Annotated in this window: 16 protein-coding genes; 8 read left to right on the plus strand and 8 right to left on the minus strand. The window is 45.8% G+C overall.

The annotated features are described in order from the left end of the window. Positions 1-6 precede the first annotated feature (6 nt). Entirely contained in the window at positions 7-1,002 is a 996-nt protein-coding gene (locus tag J4N42_RS19645; protein ID WP_252031326.1) for a linear amide C-N hydrolase, read from the minus strand. A 379-nt stretch (positions 1,003-1,381) separates the two neighbouring features. Here J4N42_RS19645 and J4N42_RS19650 point away from each other — a divergent pair, with 379 nt between their 5' ends. Then, positions 1,382-2,398: a helix-turn-helix transcriptional regulator gene (locus J4N42_RS19650; RefSeq protein WP_252031329.1), complete on the plus strand. Its 1,017-nt coding sequence runs from the start codon at positions 1,382-1,384 to the stop codon at positions 2,396-2,398. 88 nt (positions 2,399-2,486) lie between these two features. Here the strand turns inward: J4N42_RS19650 and J4N42_RS19655 are convergent, their stop codons facing one another. The 4 genes from J4N42_RS19655 to J4N42_RS19670 form a co-directional block, all read right to left on the minus strand. After that, on the minus strand, positions 2,487-3,797 hold the full coding sequence (locus J4N42_RS19655) for a lysine N(6)-hydroxylase/L-ornithine N(5)-oxygenase family protein (protein ID WP_252031332.1): 1,311 nt from the start codon (positions 3,795-3,797) through the stop codon (positions 2,487-2,489). 71 nt (positions 3,798-3,868) lie between these two features. Further along, positions 3,869-5,635: an IucA/IucC family protein gene (locus tag J4N42_RS19660; RefSeq protein WP_252031336.1), complete on the minus strand. Its 1,767-nt coding sequence runs from the start codon at positions 5,633-5,635 to the stop codon at positions 3,869-3,871. Further along, entirely contained in the window at positions 5,635-6,555 is a 921-nt protein-coding gene (locus J4N42_RS19665) for a GNAT family N-acetyltransferase (RefSeq protein ID WP_252031337.1), read from the minus strand. Before J4N42_RS19665 ends, J4N42_RS19660 begins: the two co-directional genes overlap by 1 nt. Then, a complete protein-coding gene (locus J4N42_RS19670; RefSeq protein ID WP_252031339.1) occupies positions 6,548-8,332 on the minus strand; it encodes an IucA/IucC family protein in 1,785 nt (594 codons plus the stop codon). The genes J4N42_RS19665 and J4N42_RS19670 overlap by 8 nt, the downstream gene beginning before the upstream one ends. Positions 8,333-8,807: 475 nt before the next feature. On the opposite strand from J4N42_RS19670, the gene J4N42_RS19675 reads away from it, so the two are divergent. From J4N42_RS19675 to J4N42_RS19700, 6 genes are all read left to right on the plus strand, one after another. After that, positions 8,808-10,007 (plus strand): MFS transporter, encoded by a 1,200-nt coding sequence (locus J4N42_RS19675; protein WP_252031341.1) that lies wholly within the window; start codon positions 8,808-8,810, stop codon positions 10,005-10,007. Positions 10,008-10,331: 324 nt separating this feature from the next. Beyond that, positions 10,332-11,777: a xanthine dehydrogenase small subunit gene (xdhA, locus tag J4N42_RS19680; RefSeq protein ID WP_286036683.1), complete on the plus strand. Its 1,446-nt coding sequence runs from the start codon at positions 10,332-10,334 to the stop codon at positions 11,775-11,777. Further along, a complete protein-coding gene (xdhB, locus tag J4N42_RS19685; protein ID WP_252031343.1) occupies positions 11,770-14,160 on the plus strand; it encodes a xanthine dehydrogenase molybdopterin binding subunit in 2,391 nt (796 codons plus the stop codon). The genes xdhA and xdhB overlap by 8 nt, the downstream gene beginning before the upstream one ends. A gap of 97 nt (positions 14,161-14,257) precedes the next feature. Further along, positions 14,258-15,073 (plus strand): xanthine dehydrogenase accessory protein XdhC, encoded by an 816-nt coding sequence (gene xdhC, locus J4N42_RS19690; protein WP_252034106.1) that lies wholly within the window; start codon positions 14,258-14,260, stop codon positions 15,071-15,073. Between the two features lie 74 nt (positions 15,074-15,147). Then, positions 15,148-16,482, plus strand: coding sequence for a guanine deaminase (gene guaD / locus J4N42_RS19695; RefSeq protein ID WP_252031345.1), 1,335 nt, complete (start codon positions 15,148-15,150; stop codon positions 16,480-16,482). Positions 16,483-16,774: 292 nt separating this feature from the next. Beyond that, positions 16,775-17,428, plus strand: coding sequence for a S1 family serine peptidase (locus J4N42_RS19700; protein WP_252031347.1), 654 nt, complete (start codon positions 16,775-16,777; stop codon positions 17,426-17,428). Positions 17,429-17,508: 80 nt separating this feature from the next. On the opposite strand, the gene J4N42_RS19705 is transcribed toward J4N42_RS19700, so the two are convergent. After that, complete coding sequence (locus J4N42_RS19705) at positions 17,509-18,525, minus strand: DUF1214 domain-containing protein (RefSeq protein ID WP_252031349.1); 1,017 nt, start codon at positions 18,523-18,525, stop codon at positions 17,509-17,511. A gap of 230 nt (positions 18,526-18,755) precedes the next feature. Between J4N42_RS19705 and J4N42_RS19710 the strand changes: the two genes are divergently transcribed. Continuing rightward, positions 18,756-19,715, plus strand: coding sequence for a LysR family transcriptional regulator (locus J4N42_RS19710; protein ID WP_252031353.1), 960 nt, complete (start codon positions 18,756-18,758; stop codon positions 19,713-19,715). 28 nt (positions 19,716-19,743) lie between these two features. On the opposite strand, the gene J4N42_RS19715 is transcribed toward J4N42_RS19710, so the two are convergent. Beyond that, positions 19,744-20,256 carry a lipocalin family protein gene (locus J4N42_RS19715; protein WP_252031356.1) on the minus strand — a complete coding sequence of 171 codons (513 nt, stop codon included), beginning with the start codon at positions 20,254-20,256 and terminating at the stop codon, positions 19,744-19,746. 39 nt (positions 20,257-20,295) lie between these two features. Next, on the minus strand, positions 20,296-21,099 hold the full coding sequence (locus tag J4N42_RS19720; RefSeq protein ID WP_252031359.1) for a carbon-nitrogen hydrolase family protein: 804 nt from the start codon (positions 21,097-21,099) through the stop codon (positions 20,296-20,298).

Consider the following 21,099-nt stretch of genomic DNA (forward strand, 5'->3'; position numbering starts at 1 on the left):
AGATAACTAACTGCGCGGTAGATAAAGTGGCTTTTTAACTGTCTTTTCAGAGCTTAGCAGCTCCTTAAAATTCCATTCACTTTGATTCCAGTCTTCACCCGTATACTTGAACACCACGTCGCCGGACTCTAAGTTGTAGGTAATCGTGTATTCCGTAGCGTAAGTATCCATGCCATCTTGAGGGCGATAAGCCGCTTGCTGAGGCACCTTAAATGCAGTGCCTTCTACCGCCATCATTGCTTGCAATGGTGAATTGGCACTACGAAGCTGTGATACAAAATACTTTGCGAATACAAACCGTTGTTCAGAGTCGGTATTGCCCGCATTGAGCTGAAACTGACTACCGTAGCCACCAAAACCTTCCAACTGTTCTGATTTCTTCTCCCATGCCGCCAGCAGCTCGTTCTGACTTGAGTTAGTCACTACCTGAGCATCTTCGCCGCGATACACCTTAACGCCGTTTTCATCATACTGAATCACCGCACGATCGCCTGACTCGTCAGAAACAATATAATGCCAACGCGGCGGCTCTTGCATACCCGGAATGGAAGTTAAACCAATTCGAATGTCCTTAATGTTGTCGACGACTTGCTGTACGTCATCGTAATTTGCAAGCAGGTACCCTGCGAGTTCATTCTGGCTTAAAGTCGTTTCATTTCCTTCTGCCAATTGCATTCCACGATAATATTGCACGCTGGCCTGCAGTCCATGTTCATTCACCCCTTCTCCTATCAAGTTTCCATACGCAGCAATGGCAACAAAAGCATTTTTCACTACATATTCGCGGTCAGCGGTATCGTAGCCGTGATAGTTACGTTTTTCTCCTGCCGCTACTTTAAGCAACAATGGGTGAGTCGACTCCATCCAATCCATTGTTCGTGTGACCACCACACCCTGCGGGCTATCCCAAAATACATTTGAACATGCACTGGCGATAGTAGAAGCGCCTAACGCCGATAAAATGCAACTGGCAATGGCTGCGTTCTTCATCAAACTTTTCATCACTTTCCCCTATTTAGGTTTTGGTCAATTAATCTTGATGAATTCAACATAGACCACGATTTGGGACTTTTTCTTGAGCTGTTCTAGCTGTAACGCACGTTGACGCATCGAGTTAAACACTTGGCGTGTTGAGTCAAGCAGATTGATAACTAACTCCAGTAGCCAACCCCAGAAGTTTGATCTAACTTTTATTCGACACGTATCCATTGCTGACAACATTTGGCATAAATTCAAAACATTAGTGGTTTAAAAACTAGCTAAATCGACAAAACCTCTCCTAAAACCGCTGTACTTAATGTGTTGATGTTTTTATATTTATGACAAACACAACAGCAATCATGGCTTAATTAGACAATAAAAAAGCTGCAAAGAGGCCACAATGCGCGCTACCTCAGAGTACAACGATCATCGTTATTATCTGCATTCGGGTTGGGTAGATCTGTTGATACAAGCAGGTCGGAACTATCAAGTCGAGTTAGAGTCATTGAATAGCTACCAAGAGTTGCTGGAGTCGAGCCTAAAGCACCCCGATATTCGAGTAGTACAAAAGTTTCATCAAGAGTTGATCGAAAACAGCCAGTTTGACTTAAGTATTGAAGCGGCAAAGTGTGCAACGCCATTAACGTTTGATAGTTTCTCCGTTGCTCTGTGGTCTTCACAAACATTGCATCAATGCTTACAAAACCTATGTGAGTACTTCATTGTACTCGCTCCACAAGCGCACCTTTCACTTGTTGAAGATGGAGATAACACTGAGCTGTGGATCATCAACAATCGAACCCCTGACTCATACACCGTCACTCAGACAGGTATTTCATTAGTCGTGTGCCTAATCTTGGAAATGCTACGGACTCTCAACCATAGCCAATCGGTTCCTTGCCGACTGTATGCCCCCTTCCATCACTATCCCCAAGCCCTAGTTGATAAGTTTTGCCAACGTTATCGAGTGCCGGATATAGAGAAAGGTCCGATCCGGAAAATTGTTTTTCACCGCGAAGCGCTCAAGGCGGTTTCTCCATTCGCTCATGAACAGCTTATGGAGCACAACTTACTTAGAGTAAAGGAACAAGCGGCCAAGCTAAGTAAAAATGACGTTAGACTGCAAGTTTGTCGTGTGCTGGACGAGTTAGACACTCTGAGAGGCATCAATGTGGACTTGGTGGCAAAAAGGCTATTAACCAGTTCGAGAACTCTAAACCGTCGCTTGGCTGATGCTCAGACAACATTCAAAACGTTATTGAACAACTACCGCCTTGAGAAAGCACTCACGCTGCTAAAAAACCCAAATAACAACATGACAGAAATAGCCTTTCAGCTTGGTTTTTCTGAACTCAGTTCTTTCACTCGCGCATTCAAGCGTTGGACGGGAGAATCACCAAGTGAAGTGTCACCTTAGATATATAGGTGACACCGTCACTTTAACTGTGACAATTCAAATACCAACTCACTTCCTAAAAAGTGAGTTGGTTATTTATAGTAGGCCGTTACGCTTCAACCAGTTCTTCAATAGTTGCAGGGCTAATCCACTCAATCATACCTTTGCCCGAATCAATATCATAAAGTGGCTTACCCGCTAATCGGTTGATGATTCTAGCGCTGCGCCATGCCATCAAGCTTAACTGTGGCTCAGCAATCCCGTGACTATGCATACCAGCGTTGACGGCGAAGATCTTATTGCTACTTGCGCCCTGCCATTTCAATTCGAAATCTGGCGTCATTTGGTAACGGTTATGCTCATCCAAATCGAGTAGTGGCAGAATTGAGTCTAGACAAACAGGATAAGGCGCTTTGAAACCGGTCGCGAGTATCACAATATCGGCTTGATGCAGCTCGTTTTGGCGACTTAACGCGTTACCAATTGTCATGTGATATTGACCGCCCACATCTTTCATTCCCTCTAACGTACGGTGTGGTAATAGGCGAACCCATTTATCTTCCTTAAGCACATCAAATCGATGGTAAAGCTCTTGATAAATCTCTAGCAACGCCTTTTGCGTCACGCCGTCAGAGGTAAGTTTTTGCGCCGTGACTTCAGCACTTTTCACTGAAGCTGGCAGTCCAACAAATGCGTTCACGTAATCAGGTGTAAAGAACTCGTTGGTAAACGATGCTTCATCTAGCGGTTGGAAGTTTGAACGGCGTGAAATCCAATCAAGAGACGCCACTTTACCCCATTTGCTTCGAAGTACATTGAGAAAGATGTCCGCCCCACTTTGACCACCACCAATAATTGCAACTCGCTTGCCAGTAAAGTCGCGCTCTCGCAAACCAACCTCTGCCGCATGAAAGACTCGGTCGCCGATAAAAGGTGTTGCACAATCTGGCATCGACGGAACTTTCCCCGTACCAATGCAAAGGTTTTTTGCATGGTAAACACCTTGATTGGTCTCCAGCTCAAAGTGGTCACCTTTATATTCTACGTGCTCGACTCTGGTAGAAAATTGAACGTTATTCAACTGATGCGCAGCCCATGCCAAGTAGTCCGAAAATTCATGTCGACTGATACAGTTCAGCTCCGCCGATAAGAATCGGTAGAATTTTTTGTTCTTTACCAAGTAAGACAAAAACGAATATGGGTTTTCAGGGCAGACAGCGCTGACGAGATCTTTTAAAAACATCGTCTGCATGTTGGTATTGTCGAGCAAAAGGCCTGGGTGCCAAGCAAAGCTGTCTCGGCTTTCAAAAAACGTTGCATTCATTTGCTGCTTTGGCGCTAATAAAGCTGCGATGCTGAGGTTAAATGGGCCAACTCCGATACCCGCCAAATCTAATTTAACGTTGTTAGTGCGTTCCATGGGAAACGATCCTTATTAGTTGATTTAAGCGCTTAACACCCCGTTAAGCGCCATTTCAGCTCTTCGGCTGTTTAGTTTGAATTGATTGATAAATACAGTGGGTTGTCGAGCATGTCGTCCATGTCAGGTAACATGCGCGAAGCGCTAGAATCAGTACCGTGTCGAAACTTTGCTAGATTCAATCCAATACGTAGAATCCTCGGTTTGAACAAATCAAATGCTTGATAACGACTTTGGTAGTCGGGATGAGCATCGATATAAGCCTTCACTCTTTCGCCCAATAAGGCATAGAACTCGGGTTCGCTGAAACCCAGTTTTTCTACCAATGGTGAAATGAAGCGCAGCACGGTAACAAAGTGACCCGTTTGCAGATCATGGATAATGAGATCTTCTGGAAGCCTTGTCGTCACTTGCTTAACTGAGTCACAAAGAGTGGATTGTTCAGGATAATCCGACTCAACCAACCGCATATCGCCTTGAAAATCTTTAAGCAATATTCTCTTAGGCTGGCTGTTTTCCAGCACTAGAGTGACATTTTGACCATGGGCAATCAGCGATACGCCATATTTACAGAGCAAGTGATAGTAAGGAACAACAACGGCATCAAACAGTCGCGTTAACCAACCATGCATCGAGAGGCCAGAGGCTTTAACATATTGCTCTATCAGTGGATTACCGTCATTATCGCTTTCCATCAAGGCGGCCATGAGAATGGCACTTTCACCCTGCTTCAGCTTCGATTGAGCCGACTCACGCCAAATGACACCAAGCAGCTCATGGTAGCGATAAGGCGCACCCTCAAGATCTGCATAATCTTGCTGTGCAGCAAATGCCGCTGCTGGCTCTTGCAACACTTCCGCTTGTTTAGAGCGAAGTAGTTCATCTTGCTCAAATACGGAGTGAATCCAATCCGATGCCGTTGGCCCCGCCAAAATATATCGGCCCGGAATACCTCGGTAGCAAGAGGTGTTCATCACAGTAAGCGGCAGTTTAATATCAAAGTTATTTGGCCTTGTTTGATTGCTTAACGTGCGAAGCGATAGCTGCGGTAAGAAATCATCACCGTGAGCCCCGAGATAAATCAATTGCTTTTCCGCTAGCTCTTTTACAAATAAAAGGGATAGCTTTTTCTTCCACTGCCACGGATGCATTGGGATGAAACAATATTCCGAAGGCGAGACATCTAGAGCGGCCAACTGAGAGTTCATCATATCAAGATCGGCTGGGCTTACAGCACTGCTGACTAACTGCTGCCAGTTCACATTTTCATTCGTCGCGCGTTGGACAATCTCGTTCTGGACCGCTACCCAATCGAGTTTAAAGGCTCGCTGAGACTCTGGAGCATAGAGATGTAAATCATCGCTTCCCCACCCTCTTCGGCCTTTGTTGAACGCAAACTTTGGATGGCCATCAAAGTAGGTTTGCTGCACTTCGCAAGAGAGAAAAGCGAAAGCCTCAGCAGTTAAGCCTTCCTTGCGACGCATTAGCTTACAATCACCAAGTAGTGTTGCATTCAGGTCTTCCAAATGTTCTGCCATAGCCTCATCAGGCATGTTCAACATTGGTTGAATGTCCCTCATGAAGTGTGCGGAAGAAAGAGACGTCGGTGTTCCATCTGCGTCGGACCGAATCAGTGATTGAGGCTCAATGACAACTTGCCCCCAAATATTAGGTTTGCCCATGAACTGATAAACCACACCTGAATCGAGTGTGAGAGAGTAACCCTTCCCAAGAGGCACAAGCTTAAATGCTTGCTCATAAGCAAACTCACTGATCATTTTTGCCACCAGCTTGTGATTGGCAATCGACCAGTATTGATGAAGCGCAGTTTGATCCATTACCACTGCTCCTCGAAGAATGCCCCACGCTCAAGCATCAATAACGCAGAACGCTTATGCGGAAAGTTAAACTCAAAGCACTTGTTGTAGCCCATTGGCACGATTCGGTTGAATAGGCGTTGGTTGTCATGGCGCGGCTCCAACACAATTCTCTGTGTTCTGGCGTCGTCAATAAACAAATAATGGCTAATTGCTCGCATCCAACAGTTAAAGAACTTAGGGCCTCGAAAAGCATCTTCACCCACCAACAAGTGAATTCCGCGATCGAATGCCGCCACATCGTAATATGGGCCCAATCTGTCTTCCGTTACCCAATAGGCTTCAATGTAGCCAAATGGTTGCCCATTAAACTCGCCAATTAATGGCACAATATGTGAATCGGCTAATCGCTCTTGGGCAAATTCCAATAACTTTTCTTGGCTCCATGCCTGCTCCCAGAAGTGGGCAACACGTGGATCGTTCATCCATTTGGTGAAGCGTTCCATGTCTTTATTGACATCAAATACGCGAAACGAAACGTTCAGTTCTGCTTGCCCGTCATATCGCTGATAAACCGTACCTTCAGGCATTGGTGGACGCAGAGGATGATGGCGATACCGAGCATCAGATTGTACCTCTACAAGCGGATATAAATCAGAGCGCTTATGTTTGATCCAGTTGAAACCACTTTGATAGAACGCAGACTTATGAAGTTCTTGACCAGAAAAAATTGGTAGCTCCACTTTCAATTTCTGGCTTACGTTGGGCGCATCACACTCTACTGCTACCGATCGCAATTCTGGGTTATGGGTAAATAGCCGATCGATATCTTCAACCAAACCTTCAAGTATCCCATCAAGGTTGATGTCTCCATCCTGAAGAGTGACGACAATACGAGGCTGTGGTGTTTGCTCAAAAACAAAGGTACTGAAATCATGCATGACTCAACTCCTTAACTGTAGCGAGAGGGTTATCTAAATCGAAATAGATCACCGATGGATCTGGGATGGAGTTTTCGTTGAAGTTTTGCAGATAACAGAAAAAATTCCCCTTACAGCACAGGGCGTCACTATTCAGTACATAACGCAAGCACTTGTCGTCTTTCACACCTGAATCCAGCAATTGCGCTAAATGGCTGTGCAGAATTTCGATCAGTTTCGCCTCTGATATGTCACATCCCGCAGACAAGCTACTAATCACATTAAATGTCGAGTTGATGATCAGGTAGTAAGCGAAATAGCGCCTTACTTTGTCTTCATTCCAGTAGTTTTCTACATCCTGCTTAGCATCTGACAATTGCTCACTAAACAACTCAAACGCTAGGTCTGTGTAGCCCGTACCTTGGCAATCACGGTAATACATCCCAACTGGCAAGCCCTGTTCCAGTTGCATCACTATATTCTGCTGATGAGCAAGAAAAACGACACCATAGTTTGCTTGCAGGTTAAACAATGGCACGACAGTGTGTTGGCAGTAAGCACTGAACCAATGCTCAGCACAATCCAGTATCGAGGTCGATGTTTGCGCTGCAAGATGAGCAACTCTCGAAGCCAGAAGACTGGAACCTCCGTAAGGGTTTTGCTGGGTTAAAGTAGCAAGCACCACCGCTTCTTGCTCTGGTGATTGCTTTAATGGGTTATCACGAAATGCCACAAGACTTTCGTCAATAGCGTTACCTTGTAGATCAACTAACCCCAGATAGGCAGGTTCTTGCATAAGCTGGAACCCTTCACCATTGCCCAGATTTTCGCTTAGCGAAGTACTCTCAAACAAGTCATTGAGCCGAGTACCACGGATCACCTCTTTCAGCGAAAGGTTGCGAATAGAGTTAGTCAGTTTGACACTTAAAGAGAACTTCAGCATGTACGGAAGGTTTGGTGCGTAAAGGGACCGTGTCGACGAAGTAGGATACCACTCAGCGCCAAACTCACCCAAAACACGAAGCTTGCCTCGTTCTAGGTACGTTTGTATCGATTCTAGCTCAGACATCACATGCCACTGCCATGGGTGTGCTGGCAGTAATACTTCATCACGTTCAAGCGCATTCGCGACAGAGTGCTGCAAGGCATGGTCGTGGAATAGTAGCTCTTCAATTCGGCTATCTACCGAGACGCCAGCTGAGCTTCCAGCCAAAGTAATATCGCGAGACGCGGCCAACCAAATGAGTGGAAAACGCGCACCAAACTCAGGCGTGTACTTCTGAGCGTCTTGCTGACTGAATTGCTCTCGGCTTTTCGGTGCAGGGTGAAAAGAGTGGCCAATCAGCAATCCTTGTTCGGCGGTTGAAAAGTTGAGCGCCCCCTGAAACAGAGCTTCACCGTAGGGGCTACCCTCGGCCGCAAGGCAAGTGTTGGTATAACTTTCTCTCACTCGGTCGATGAATATTTGTTTTTGCTGATCGGAAATAACACCGACTAACGCAGGCTCTTCAAGAATGAGTTCAATCAGCTGATGAAATGTAATCAGTTCAGAATCTTCTCCTTGAGCAGTCGTTACCTGCGCTGGAAACTCATATTCGTGCCCTCCTAGCAAGGAATAATGAGCAAGTGGAATATTAATCGTACGTCCTTGGGACAAAGGTATTTGATACTGAGTACCAGTCGTTCCATGCTGATAACTGATATGGTTGCATTCCCTCGCTAACGCGTTGAGAAAACAGGCCGCAGGGGCATCGTTGCTAGCCAACATCCGATTGAGCTGATCGTTATGACGATTCATTATCTTTCTCCGTTTTAATTTACGCAAAAGATAATCATTCTCATTATTATAAGCAATCAGTTTATGTGCTACATATGTGACATTCTACCCATTTTTGTTACTTTACTCGTCCATCAATTGTCCAACAGTCAATATTGCCTCCCGACACATTCACCATCAAAAACAGTACGTTAAGTAATCATTTAAAGAAGCTATCGATGAGTGATGAGCCCAATCTTTACCTACAGCGTCAAATGATACAGGCCGCCAATCTGCCTAAAACGTCAATGTTCAAAAACTCCACCTAACATGCTTCGAAGGTTTTCATTCACCTATTTTTTAAATTTTCCTTCCTAAATTCAGGGTTGTTTTAAGTCCAGCAAACCGTTAGTTTGTCGACGCAAGCAAATGAGAATCATTTTCATAGAGATCATTAATAGCAAGTTGCTTTGCTCATTCACCCTGTTAATCAATATACAACCACTCGGTTTCAGTTATGTCTGACATAAAAAGCTCATCCACTCAACTTAGTATCATCGGGCTCATTGCCGCATTAATGGGGATCGGACAAAATGGTTTATTGGTTTCGTTACCTTTCTTGGTAGAGCATTCGGCTTTTTCTCTTCCTACTTGGTCGATTCTGATTGCGATCGGCAGCCTATTGTTTTTACCTGCCGCTCCTTATTGGGGAAGACAGAGCGACCAGTCCGGCCCCAAACGAGTCGTGATACAAGCGCTATTTGGTATGACAATCAGTTTCTTAATGCTGGTAAGCTTTACCATGTTGAGCCACCTAGAGTCGCAGTGGGTAGCGCTATGTCTTGCAGGCCTTGTCATAGCTAGGGTTATATACGGTTGTACGGTAGCTGGCATGGTGCCAGCCAGTCAGCACTGGGCCATTTTGCTTTGTGGTGAAGGGAATCGAGTTCAAGCCATTACCAGCGTCAGCATAGGCTTAAGTACTGGTCGATTAGTTGGACCGATTTTGTCGATATTTCTATTGAAGGTCTCCCCTTTCGCACCACTAATGATGATGGTGATTCTTCCTGCTATCGCGCTGTTGGCGGCATTCTGGTTGCCTTCTCCCACCTTCGAGAAAAAGAAGCCAACAGACCCACACACTAAACCCTCATGGCTATCGATGCCCGAACGTTCTCTGCTGCCTTACCTCACATCAGGACTGCTACTGTGTACGGTGGTTGCGCTCCTTCAGTATAACTTCTCACCTTTGATTGGTAGCGTAACCGAATGGCCAACCAGCAAAATCAGTGACTGGATTGGGGTACTCTTAACCGTTGGGGCGGCATTCACACTTGGTACTCAAGTTTTGGTGATCAAGAAAAAGCGTGTTTCGTTAAAAACCATGTATCAGTTCGGTGCTGGCGCTATGGTGTTGGGGCTAACCCTGTTTTTATCGGCTAACGTCTGGGTATTTGTTGCGGCGATGGCTATCGCGTTTAGTGGAGCGGCGTTACTTGTACCCGCCTATACTGCTGGAGCGACCGAACAAAACCCCGATGCCCCGGGGGCAACGTCTGGATTCATTTCTATGTCTCACACCCTTGGTTACGGGTTAGCGTCGCTCCTTGCGGTCACATCCACTTATTCTCCAAACTACCCTATCTTTATTGGTATCTCGCTTTCTACCATTGTGTTGGTAATCTCACTCGTGGTTTACCGTTCAAAAAGCACGTAGCCCTATCGACAATACTCTTAATTCTTACGCTTAAATTTGAGTTTTTACTCAAGTTTGAGCATCTGCAAACCCTCCGAAAATTGCATACAATTATGTAAACATGGTTAAATTTTTTGCAATTATTTAAACATGGAAGATTTAACAAAAAGTTAATATATTACATAAAGTTACATAGACACTAGAGCAAAACAAAAAAGTAATACAATCTTCGTTGTTGCATTTTTGTAAATAAATAGTTGACCTTCAGGTCAAATTATCCAATTATTGACCCAAAGGTCAGAAAAATAATATTGGAATCATAGTGTCAATGTACAAGGAGGTCTCTTGATTACTTTCCTACTCAATCAAGAAATCAGACAAGAAGAGAACTTGTCGCCCAATATGACGGTGTTGAACTACCTTCGCACCAAGATAAATAAAACAGGTACCAAGGAAGGCTGTGGTTCAGGCGACTGTGGTGCATGTACCGTAGTATTGGGTGAACTGGTTGACGGTCAATTAGAGTACCGCTCAGTGAACTCTTGTCTTACATTTGTTTCAGCCCTTCACGGTAAACAATTAATCACCGTAGAAGATCTACAAAACAAAGACAAATCACTGCACCCAGTTCAGCAAGCCGTTGTCGACTTCCACGGCTCTCAGTGTGGTTACTGTACTCCGGGCTTCATCATGTCGATGTTTGCGCTTGGCAAGAATAAGCCAAACGCGGACAAAGAAGATGTAATGGAATCTCTGGCAGGTAACTTATGTCGCTGTACCGGCTACCGCCCTATCGTAGATGCGGCGCTGTCTCTTTCGACTGAAAAACCACTGCTAGACCAATTTGCAGAACTTGAACGCCGCACCATTGAAAAGCTGGAAAGCATTCAAGATAAAGAGGCAAGCCTTCGCTACGGCCACCTAACCGCATTCTCACCGAAATCTACTGATGAGTTAGCGAAACTATTCAAAGCGCACCCAAGTGCGAAATTGGTTGCCGGTGGTACAGACTTGGCACTAGAAGTGACTCAATTCCATCGTGAGATTGAAACGCTGATCAGCGTCAACCTTGTAGAAGATATGAAGATCTGTGAGGAAACAGAAGACAGCCTAGTGATCGGTGCAAACCTACCAATCAGTGATGCTTACTCGCTATTGAAAAAGCACTACCCAGATTTTGGTGAGCTGTTGCACCGCTTTGCGTCTTTGCAAGTACGTAACCAAGGCACAATTGGTGGGAACGTTGCGAACGCATCACCAATCGGGGATACCCCACCGCTACTGATTGCGCTTGATGCACAGATCAAACTGCGCTGTGGTGACGAGTCGCGCACAATGCCAATCGAAGATTACTTCATTAGCTACAAAGTGACCGCACAACAAGAGAGCGAATTCATCGAGCAAATCATCATTCCGAAACCTACGCAGGATACGTTCAAAGCGTACAAGCTGTCTAAGCGTCTGGATGATGACATTTCAGCAGTATGTGGTGCTTTCGACATCCAAATTGATAATGGCGTGGTAACACAAGCGCGCATCGCCTTTGGCGGTATGGCGGCTACACCGAAACGCGCCAATGGCTGTGAAGCTGCACTGGTAGGCCAAGCTTGGAACGACGAAACGATTCAAAAAGCCATGGCTGAATTGTACAACGACTTCGAGCCGCTTTCTGATTTCCGTGCGAGCCAAGAGTACCGTTCACTTACGGCTGCGAACATGCTGCGTCGCTACTACATCGAAACGCAGAACAAGAACAACCAAATCGAAACAAGGGTAACGTCTTATGTCTAATGCACACCACAACTCGATGAGCCACGAGGAAATGGTGGCTATCGCTAAACAAGACTTGAAAACCGGCGTAGGTAAAAGCGTTAAGCACGACAGTGCACCTAAGCAGGTAACAGGTGAAGCGGTTTACATTGACGACCGCCTAGAGTTTCCAAACCAATTACACGTATACGCTCGCCTATCAACACAAGCGCACGCGAAGATCACCAAGATCGACCTAGAGCCTTGTTACGAGTTTGAAGGCGTTGCGATTGCGATTACCGCTGAAGACGTACCTGGCCAACTAGACATTGGTGCAATCTTGCCGGGCGACCCTCTACTGGCTGATGGCAAAGTAGAATACTACGGCCAACCTGTCATTGCGGTAGCCGCAAACGATTTAGAAACGGCTCGAAAAGCCGCACACGCAGCAATCATCGAATATGAAGCACTACCAGCGATTCTTGATGTTAAAGAAGCTCTGGCTAAAAAGCACTTCGTGACCGAAAGCCACCAGCAAAAGCGCGGCGATTCAGCCAAAGCACTGGCGAATGCAAAACACGTCATCGAAGGTGACCTAGAGGTTGGTGGTCAAGAACACTTCTACTTAGAGACACAAACCAGTAGCGTGATGCCAACAGAAGACGGCGGCATGATTGTTTACACCTCAACTCAGAACCCAACGGAAGTTCAAAAGCTGGTGTCTGAAGTTCTAGGTGTACCAATGCACAAAGTCGTGATTGATATGCGCCGTATGGGTGGTGGTTTCGGTGGTAAAGAGACCCAAGCAGCCTCTCCAGCTTGTATGGCTGCCGTGATTGCTCGCTTAACCGGTCGACCAACCAAAATGCGCCTACTTCGTAACGAAGACATGCAGCAAACAGGTAAACGTCACCCGTTCTACAATCAATACAAAGTAGGTTTTGATGACAATGGTGTGATTCAAGGTGCCGACATTGTGGTGTCAGGTAACTGTGGTTACTCACCAGACTTATCGAGCTCAATTGTAGACCGTGCAATGTTCCACTCTGACAATGCCTACTACCTTGGTGATGCAACAGTAACTGGTCACCGTTGTAAGACAAACACTGCGTCTAACACCGCTTACCGTGGTTTTGGTGGCCCACAAGGCATGATGACTATTGAACACATCATGGACGAAATTGCTCGCTACCTGAAAAAAGATCCGTTGGAAGTACGTAAAGCGAACTATTATGGAGAAGAAGGCCGTAATGTCACGCACTACTACCAAACCGTTGAAGACAACTTTCTTCCTGAGATCACCGAAAAACTTGAACAAAGCAGTGACTACCACGCTCGCCGTAAAGAAATTGCAGAGTTCAACAAGCAAAGCCCTATTCTGAAGAAAGGCCTTGCAATCACACCTGTGAAATTCGGTATCTCGTTTACTGCGACTTTCTTGAACCAGGCAGGTGCTCTAATCCATATCTACACCGATGGCAGTATTCATTTGAATCACGGCGGTACGGAAATGGGCCAAGGCTTGAACATCAAAGTGGCACAAATTGTTGCAGAGGAGTTCCAAGTCGATGTCGAACGTATCCAGATCACCGCTACAAACACAGACAAAGTTCCGAACACATCACCGACCGCAGCCTCATCGGGCGCCGACCTCAACGGTAAGGCCGCGCAAAACGCAGCCCTAACCATTAAGCAGCGCTTGATTGACTTCGCGTCTGCGCACTTCAAAGTGTCGCCAGAAGAAGTTGTGTTCAAGAACGGTATGATTCAAATTCGCGATGAAATCATGACATTCGAAGCGTTTGTTCAACTCGCTTGGTTTAACCAGATTTCACTGTCGAGTACCGGTTTCTACCGTACACCTAAGATTTACTACGATCACGAAAAAGCACGTGGACGCCCATTCTACTACTACGCGTATGGAGCATCTTGTTCTGAAGTGATCATCGACACCCTAACTGGTGAGTACAAAATCTTGCGCGTTGACATCCTGCACGATGTAGGTGCATCACTAAACCCAGCGATCGATATCGGTCAGGTTGAAGGTGGCTTTGTGCAAGGTGCAGGTTGGCTAACGACCGAAGAGCTAGTTTGGAACGAGCAAGGCCGCTTAATGACGAACGGCCCTGCAAGTTACAAGATTCCAGCCATTGCGGATATGCCTATCGACTTTAGAACGCATCTACTAGAAAACCGCAGCAACCCTGAAGACACCGTCTTCAACTCGAAAGCGGTTGGTGAGCCTCCGTTCATGCTTGGCATGTCGGTTTGGAGCGCACTGAAAGATGCAGTGGCCTCTGTGGCCGTTGATGGCGCAATCCCTAAATTGAACACCCCTGCGACTCCTGAGCGTGTGCTTATGGCAGTACAGGAAGTGAGCCAAGGTGCTAAAAACACCACTGGCGCACAATCAGAAACAGCGTAGAAACTCGAAATCCCGCGCCAGAGCTTTCTGGCGCATAACGTCAAAGCAGAGACAAGAATAACAAGGGATGAGAAGTCGGAATCTCAAGGAGACAATGATGTTTAAGGACAACTGGATTCATGAACTTGCCAAACTAGAAGAGAACTATGAACCGTGTGTAATGGTCACAGTGTTGGAAGACCGCGGTTCAGTTCCTAGAGACGCTGGAACCAAAATGCTGGTCACTCGCGACCGACTTATCGCCACGATTGGCGGTGGTCATTTAGAGCATATCGCCACCAAAATGGCGCGCGAGATGCTAATCGCAGGTGAGAAAGCATTAAAAGTTGAACGTTTTAATCTCGGTGCACGTCTTGGTCAGTGTTGCGGCGGAATGGCAACGTTAAGCTTCGAGCCAATTGGTACCCAGCAAAATCATCTCGTTCTATTTGGTGCAGGTCATGTCGCTAAAGCCCTTTTGCACATTGTCTCTACCCTTCCTTTCCGAGTCACTTGGATTGACGAACGCGACGAAGTGTTCCCAGAAGAATTGCCACAGGGAGTAAAGAAGTTGGTCAGCGACGACCCTGTAGGCGAAGTCAAACACATGCCACCGAATAGCTACTATCTGGTGATGACCCACAATCATCAGCTCGATTTTGATTTAGCCAAAGCCATTATCGACCGTGAAGATAGCTGCTATTTCGGCATGATTGGCTCACTCACTAAGCGTAAGAAATTCGACATGCGTTTAGAGCAGCGCGGTTATTCCCAACAGCAAATCGACACTATGATTTGCCCAATTGGAATCAGTTCTGTGAATGGTAAGCACCCAGCAGAAATTGCGGTATCGGTTGCGGGTGAACTAATCGCACACTATCAAGGCCACGCGCTTGAACAAAAGCGCCCTACGCCGCACAGTAAAACAGCTTAAGCGACATCAAAACTACAACAGTCGCTTCACTCCCACGCCATACTGTGTTGGGAGTAGGAAAAAGGAAGTAAAGCATGACAACGCAACGCAAAGCTTATCGAGCAAGCATTCTACATAGCGTAGCTGACCCGAAGGATGTCGGAATTGAAGACTCTTACCAATATTTCGAAGACGGAATTTTGGTGGTCGAAAATGGTCACGTCGTTGACCTTGGTGAAGCCGATGATGTTCTAGCTCGCCAACCTAAAACTCTCGAAGTGAAAGAATACAAAGATAAACTGATTACGTCTGGTTTTATCGATACTCACATCCACTACCCACAAACCGGTATGATCGCTTCTTACGGCGAACAGCTACTGGATTGGTTAGAAAACTACACCTTCCCAGAAGAACGTCGCTTCAAGAATCCAGTCTACGCGCATAAAGTGGCGAAACTGTTCCTAGACGAACTGGCGAGCAACGGTACGACTACAGCACTAGTGTTCGGTACGGTTCATAAAGAGTCGGTAGATGTGTTCTTCGAAGAAGCAGAAAAGCGCAACGTTCGTATGATCGCAGGTAAGGTCCTGATGGATCGTAACGCGCCAGACTACCTGACAGACACGCCTGAGTCTGGCTACCAGGAATCAAAAGAGCTGATAGAAAAGTGGCACAACAAAGGTCGTCTGCTGTATGCGGTTACGCCACGTTTCGCTCCAACCAGCACACCTGAACAGTTGGCGAAAGTCGGCCAACTGTTAGAAGAATACCCAGATGTGTATATGCACACTCACCTTTCTGAAAACAAGAAAGAGATCGAATGGGTACTTGACCTATTCCCAGAGCGCGACAGCTACCTAGATGCGTATGACCACTACGGCCTACTGCACAAACGTTCGGTGTTCGCTCACGGTATCCACCTTTCAGATTGTGAATGTAAGCGCTTAGCGGAAACAGAATCTGCCATCGCATTCTGCCCTACTTCGAACCTATTCCTAGGTTCTGGCCTATTCAAACTGCCAAAGCTGGAAGAGCATGGCGTTCGAGTCGGTATGGGGACAGATGTAGGTGCAGGTACCAGCTTCTCAATCTTGCAAACTATGAGTGAAGCGTACAAAGTTATGCAGCTTCAACAAGAAAAACTGCACCCAGCGAAGTCATTGTTCTTAGCAACGCTTGGCGGCGCACGCTCTCTTCACCTTGAAGATAAAATTGGTAACTTAGAAGTCGGCAAAGAAGCAGATTTCGTGGTACTCGACCTGCATGCCACTCAGCTTATGCGCTTTAGAATGATGCAAGCGAAAACGCTTGAAGAAAAACTCTTCGTGCTAATGAGCCTTGGTGACGACCGCACCGTAAGCGAAACTTACGTGTTCGGCGAAAAAGCCTACGACGTCCACGTTGAAGACCAAAAGAAGTTAGTAAGCTAAATGATAAAGCGCCCTCTGATTGAGGGCGTTTTCTTTGAAACCAGCACATAATTCCCCCCTACCATATCGCAATTCTCATTTTTGAGAAAACACCCAACTCGACACTACTCAGACTTTACCCTAACACTGCACTGACACGAATTTTTACTGTCTCCCAGCTGGTAAGAACAATTCTCGTCACTTTGTCAGCGCTTTCTGATTCATATTAGAACCAGAAAATTCCTATATAAAACATTTCACCACTCAATATTATCTGCATTTTTCAACGTCAGTAATATATGAGGTGCAGCCAATGTTTAGGCTCTTACTATTAGCGAGTTTGTTTATTGCAGGATGCGCAAATGGATTGCCTACTCCAGATTTCAACGGAAACATCGCCCACGAACTGGAAGTTGGGAATGAGAAGATTTTTGTTGGTATTCCGTTGCTACTCGCACTGGAAGGATCCTCAGCAAGATTAGACGACGACTGGGTAGTCACCGCTGCACACAACAAGCCTATTCTGGCGTTAACGAGAGCCGAAGTGTACTACCACCCTGTCTGTGATATTGCGCTAGTGTACAACAAGCACGATGTCGACGATCCTCATGTTGGCGTTGTCCATAGCGGAGAAAAAGTCACGCATGTCGGGTACCCAATCGGCTTCCCTCTTTCCTCGAGCCAAGGGAAATACATTGGCGACATTTACGTTAATGGTTGGGAGAAATGCCAAATGTCTGGCACAACCGGCATCATTATGTCGGGCATGTCTGGCGGTGGTGTATACAACGGGAAGGGTGAGTTGATTGGCGTGAATCACGGCTTTACCAACTCAGATGTCACATGGGCGGATAAAAGCTATGAAAGCCCGGCAGTGTTTGTATCCCTTTTCTTCGTTCGTGATTGGTTGGAAGCAGTAACTGGGCATCAATACTTTCCAGCAAACAACCAGCCTTTAACATCTTAATCCAATATCTAGTGTTGTACGTCACTCAAGTTAGGCGCGCATTAAAAAGCCCCTATAAAAGGGGCTTTTCACTAAAGCTATCAACCATTGATATCGCTGTTTTTCAACGTCAGTAATGGGTTCCACTGGCCTGATTTCACTTTGTAGCTCGAACCATAAGTGCGCCATGTTACAGACCACTCATCAACGCCATCAGTCGTGATGTTATTAATAGCATCTTTACCACAGTTAATGCTCAGCGTGTAACTACCATCCTCATTCGCAACAGCATCGCGGCTATTCAACACATTGTCGCCTAGTGGCAGCAGCCAACCTTCCGCATCGTACAACGTGAATGACCAGAACTCGTCGACACGTGGGTCTTCAAATGTCGTCTGCATACACTGAGTACCTTTAATGTTATTCGACATTTGATAGTTGTTTACGCTAAATGCCATTCCTCCCCAGCCAGCAGCATTCGACAGCGAACGCGTGAGCGGATCGATGGTGTCTTCATCAAACGCGTATTCTAAAAATATGCCAGAACCAATAGCTTGCTTGTTCAGCTTAGACCAAAGCTCATCGCGGCCTTGTTTGTCGTACTTTGGAGTGACGTAGTGGTTAGGGCCAAAGTTAGTTACAGAAAGTGTCTTCTGTGCTTCACGGGCCGTTTCAATACCCTCTTCAAGTCCGATTCGGAAAATAGTCAGTACAAAGCCGTCTGTCGGTTTGACATCAATCCCGCCAGGAGTCCAAACGTAATCCAACGCGAACCCGTTTTCATCCAAAATCAAAGCCGACTGGAAAATATCGTTATCAGGCTGTTCTATGTGGATGCCCTTTGAGTTGTCGTACAATCCAACCGTATAAAGAGTGTCTCGGTTAGCACGAATAGTTGGAGCAGGCCCCGCAGGGTAATAGTCTGTCAGGTGAACGAAGCTATTGTTGATCCCTTTGCTCGCCCATTTATTGAAGTTAACTGCTGCCTCTACCCGATCAAAGTTTTCCATTGTTACTGGGATTGTCGATTCGTATTCCTTGCCATCAATCGCGACAGCTGCCTGTGCAGAATGGAGGGTCATTGCCGAAAGAAGGAGTGTTGGAATTAGATGCTTCATTAGAATTTCCTAAGTCGATGAGTAACAACTACGTAGCCAGCAAAGTCCCATTTTCATACAGGAAGATTCCGCTTTGATGGTCAGATTTTAGCGTTGTTAACTATGTTTATACCTATCATTTATAACTGCTCACGTACCTATCTCAAGCAGCACGAAAATAGTAAATTTATTTGCATTTCTCGTCTAATCACCAATAATTACATACCATTATAACCACAGAGAATAATGGTATGAGCAGCAAGCAGAAAACATCCTTGGCACGAGTGGACCTCAACTTACTTATTGTGTTGGATTTGCTGCTTAAGGAGAGGCATGTATCTAGAGTTGCCGATAAGATGTTTGTTTCTCAGCCTGCTATAAGCCGTTCACTGAAAAAACTAAGGGAGATATTCGACGACCCGCTTTTTACCCGCAGCGCCACAGGCCTTAGCCCTACGAGTAAGGCATTACAGCTAGAAAAAGAGTTAGACGGTGTACTTCCTTTGTTATCTCGTATGCTAAACAGAGAAGAATTTATAGAAAGCAAATGTGAGGATACGTTTAGCTTATCTGTGCCTCCTTTTATCGGCGCCGTACTCATTCCTGATCTTTATCAGTACTTACAAACCCGTGCACCGAATGTCAGTATTAAAGAGATCACCACTCGTAGCAATGCACTCCAGTTACTCGATAACAATCAACTGGATTTCGCATTCCATTATGAAAAGTTAAAGTCTGCAAAATACGAATCTTGCTACATTGGTGATCTTTACCCAATGCTGTTTGTACGCAAAGGTCACCCTCTACTTTCTGTTGATTCACCACAACTAAGCCAAATCCTTAGCTACCCCGTTATCGGCAACTTAATTGAAGATGATTCCAACCAATCAATTCGAATGCCTATTTTGGAGGTGCTTCAAGATTTGATTCATCAGCACCAAAAACCTCGTTTAAGAACAGTGCAAACAGGGAATATTTTTAGGGCGCTTAGAGATTCCGACAGCGTGTTGTTTGGCTCGAATGGCCTGCACTTGCTGCCAGAGTTCGAAGAAGATTTTGTAGAGATATATTCGCTTCGTGATGAACCCAAATACATACTGCCGATATACTTGGTTCTTCACTCACGCAATAAAGACAATGAAGCGCACAAATGGTTGTTTGAGATTATCAAAGATAAATCAACGAGCATTCTTGCTACCAGTTCAACCTAGATGTGCGCACAAAGAGAAAGTGAGTGGATTAGTGGTCAACGTAGATAAGCTGTTCAACGTCAAAGCCGTTGGCTTTAGACATGGCTTCAAACTTATCCAGTACCTCTTGGCTTACTTCAGGCGTTCGAGATAATAGCCACAAGTAATCGTTGCTCGGGCCTGATACAAACGCATAGTCGTAGCTATTTTTCTCGAGTTCAAACACTACATAAGAGCCATAAAAGGGCCCAAAGAACGACACTTTTAGGTAGCCTTTCGTTTCTTCATCAACGAAATACGCTTTTCCTTCCGCCTCTTTCCACTCTTGATTTTCTTCATCGAAGCCACGATTAATGACCATGACACCGCCATCTTCTCGTAGTGAGTATTCAGCGGATACTTGCGTCAACCCGCGCTCAAAAGAATGATTTAATCGAGCGACCTCATACCATTTACCAAGATAGCGATTCAACTCAAAGTCACTTACCGGCTGAACAGATTGAGGCATCCCCAAACAACCTGTTAACGCTAACACCAACATTGCAATGAACAGTTTTTTCATACTACACCTCACTTAGCGATTAACAGAAACACCACTTTGTTATGATAATGGCTTAGAATTCAATAAACTGCGAATCTCATCAATCTCTTGATTTAAGCTAATTCCGTTATATTGGGGGGCGATACTCAAGTCATTGATCACGACGGTCTCACACGCCGCACTCTCTCCTAGCGTAAGCGTGTTTTCTCCCTGAGCGTTGTATGCTCGACTGCTGCCACAATAGTGCGCGGTAAACTCACTCGTCACATCCTCACCAACTCGATTGCACGTGAGAATATGCTGCCCATTTTCTAACGCTCTAGAGTGAGCAATGGCAAAACTTTGCTGGCCGCCAAAGTTTGCAGGGTGAAGTATCACATCTGCGTTTTGATAGCCGCGCATGATTTCTGGAAACCATATATCAAAGCAAATCGCGACGCCAAAGTTCAAACCTTTATGGCTGAACGTCAACAGTTCGCTGCCACGGTCGAAGTATCGCTTGTCGATACGGTTTTGGCTGATCTTTCGATAGGTATGCTTCAAGCCCGTACCATCCACTACCACAACGCTGTTGTAGTAGTTGTCGCCATCCTTCTCGGCCACTCCCGCAACAAATAGCGTTGAGTATTGCTGAGCTAGTTCGGTTAAAGCATCGATGGTTGGGCTGTAGGTGAACTCTTCACTCAAGCACTGAATTTCTTCCGGTGAGTCGAATATGTAGCCAGTGGAGAACATTTCTGGCAGCAGAGTAATGTCGCCAACGGAATCACACTGCTTTAGCTGCTGCGCCAGTGACGCAAGATTTCGTTGTTTATTCTTATACTCTACGCAAAGCTGAACGAGAGTGACGCTGACACCTTCCAT

Source organism: Vibrio sp. SCSIO 43135 (assembly GCF_023716665.1).
GTDB lineage: Bacteria > Pseudomonadota > Gammaproteobacteria > Enterobacterales > Vibrionaceae > Vibrio > Vibrio paucivorans.

Coding starts and splice junctions, on each gene's coding strand:
- J4N42_RS19645 (WP_252031326.1), bottom strand. CDS start 1,002: ATGAAAAGTTTGATGAAGAACGCAGCCATTGCCAGTTGCATTTTATCG.
- J4N42_RS19650 (WP_252031329.1), top strand. CDS start 1,382: ATGCGCGCTACCTCAGAGTACAACGATCATCGTTATTATCTGCATTCG.
- J4N42_RS19655 (WP_252031332.1), bottom strand. CDS start 3,797: ATGGAACGCACTAACAACGTTAAATTAGATTTGGCGGGTATCGGAGTT.
- J4N42_RS19660 (WP_252031336.1), bottom strand. CDS start 5,635: ATGGATCAAACTGCGCTTCATCAATACTGGTCGATTGCCAATCACAAG.
- J4N42_RS19665 (WP_252031337.1), bottom strand. CDS start 6,555: ATGCATGATTTCAGTACCTTTGTTTTTGAGCAAACACCACAGCCTCGT.
- J4N42_RS19670 (WP_252031339.1), bottom strand. CDS start 8,332: ATGAATCGTCATAACGATCAGCTCAATCGGATGTTGGCTAGCAACGAT.
- J4N42_RS19675 (WP_252031341.1), top strand. CDS start 8,808: ATGTCTGACATAAAAAGCTCATCCACTCAACTTAGTATCATCGGGCTC.
- xdhB (WP_252031343.1), top strand. CDS start 11,770: ATGTCTAATGCACACCACAACTCGATGAGCCACGAGGAAATGGTGGCT.
- xdhC (WP_252034106.1), top strand. CDS start 14,258: ATGTTTAAGGACAACTGGATTCATGAACTTGCCAAACTAGAAGAGAAC.
- guaD (WP_252031345.1), top strand. CDS start 15,148: ATGACAACGCAACGCAAAGCTTATCGAGCAAGCATTCTACATAGCGTA.
- J4N42_RS19700 (WP_252031347.1), top strand. CDS start 16,775: ATGTTTAGGCTCTTACTATTAGCGAGTTTGTTTATTGCAGGATGCGCA.
- J4N42_RS19705 (WP_252031349.1), bottom strand. CDS start 18,525: ATGAAGCATCTAATTCCAACACTCCTTCTTTCGGCAATGACCCTCCAT.
- J4N42_RS19710 (WP_252031353.1), top strand. CDS start 18,756: ATGAGCAGCAAGCAGAAAACATCCTTGGCACGAGTGGACCTCAACTTA.
- J4N42_RS19715 (WP_252031356.1), bottom strand. CDS start 20,256: ATGAAAAAACTGTTCATTGCAATGTTGGTGTTAGCGTTAACAGGTTGT.
- J4N42_RS19720 (WP_252031359.1), bottom strand. CDS start 21,099: ATGGAAGGTGTCAGCGTCACTCTCGTTCAGCTTTGCGTAGAGTATAAG.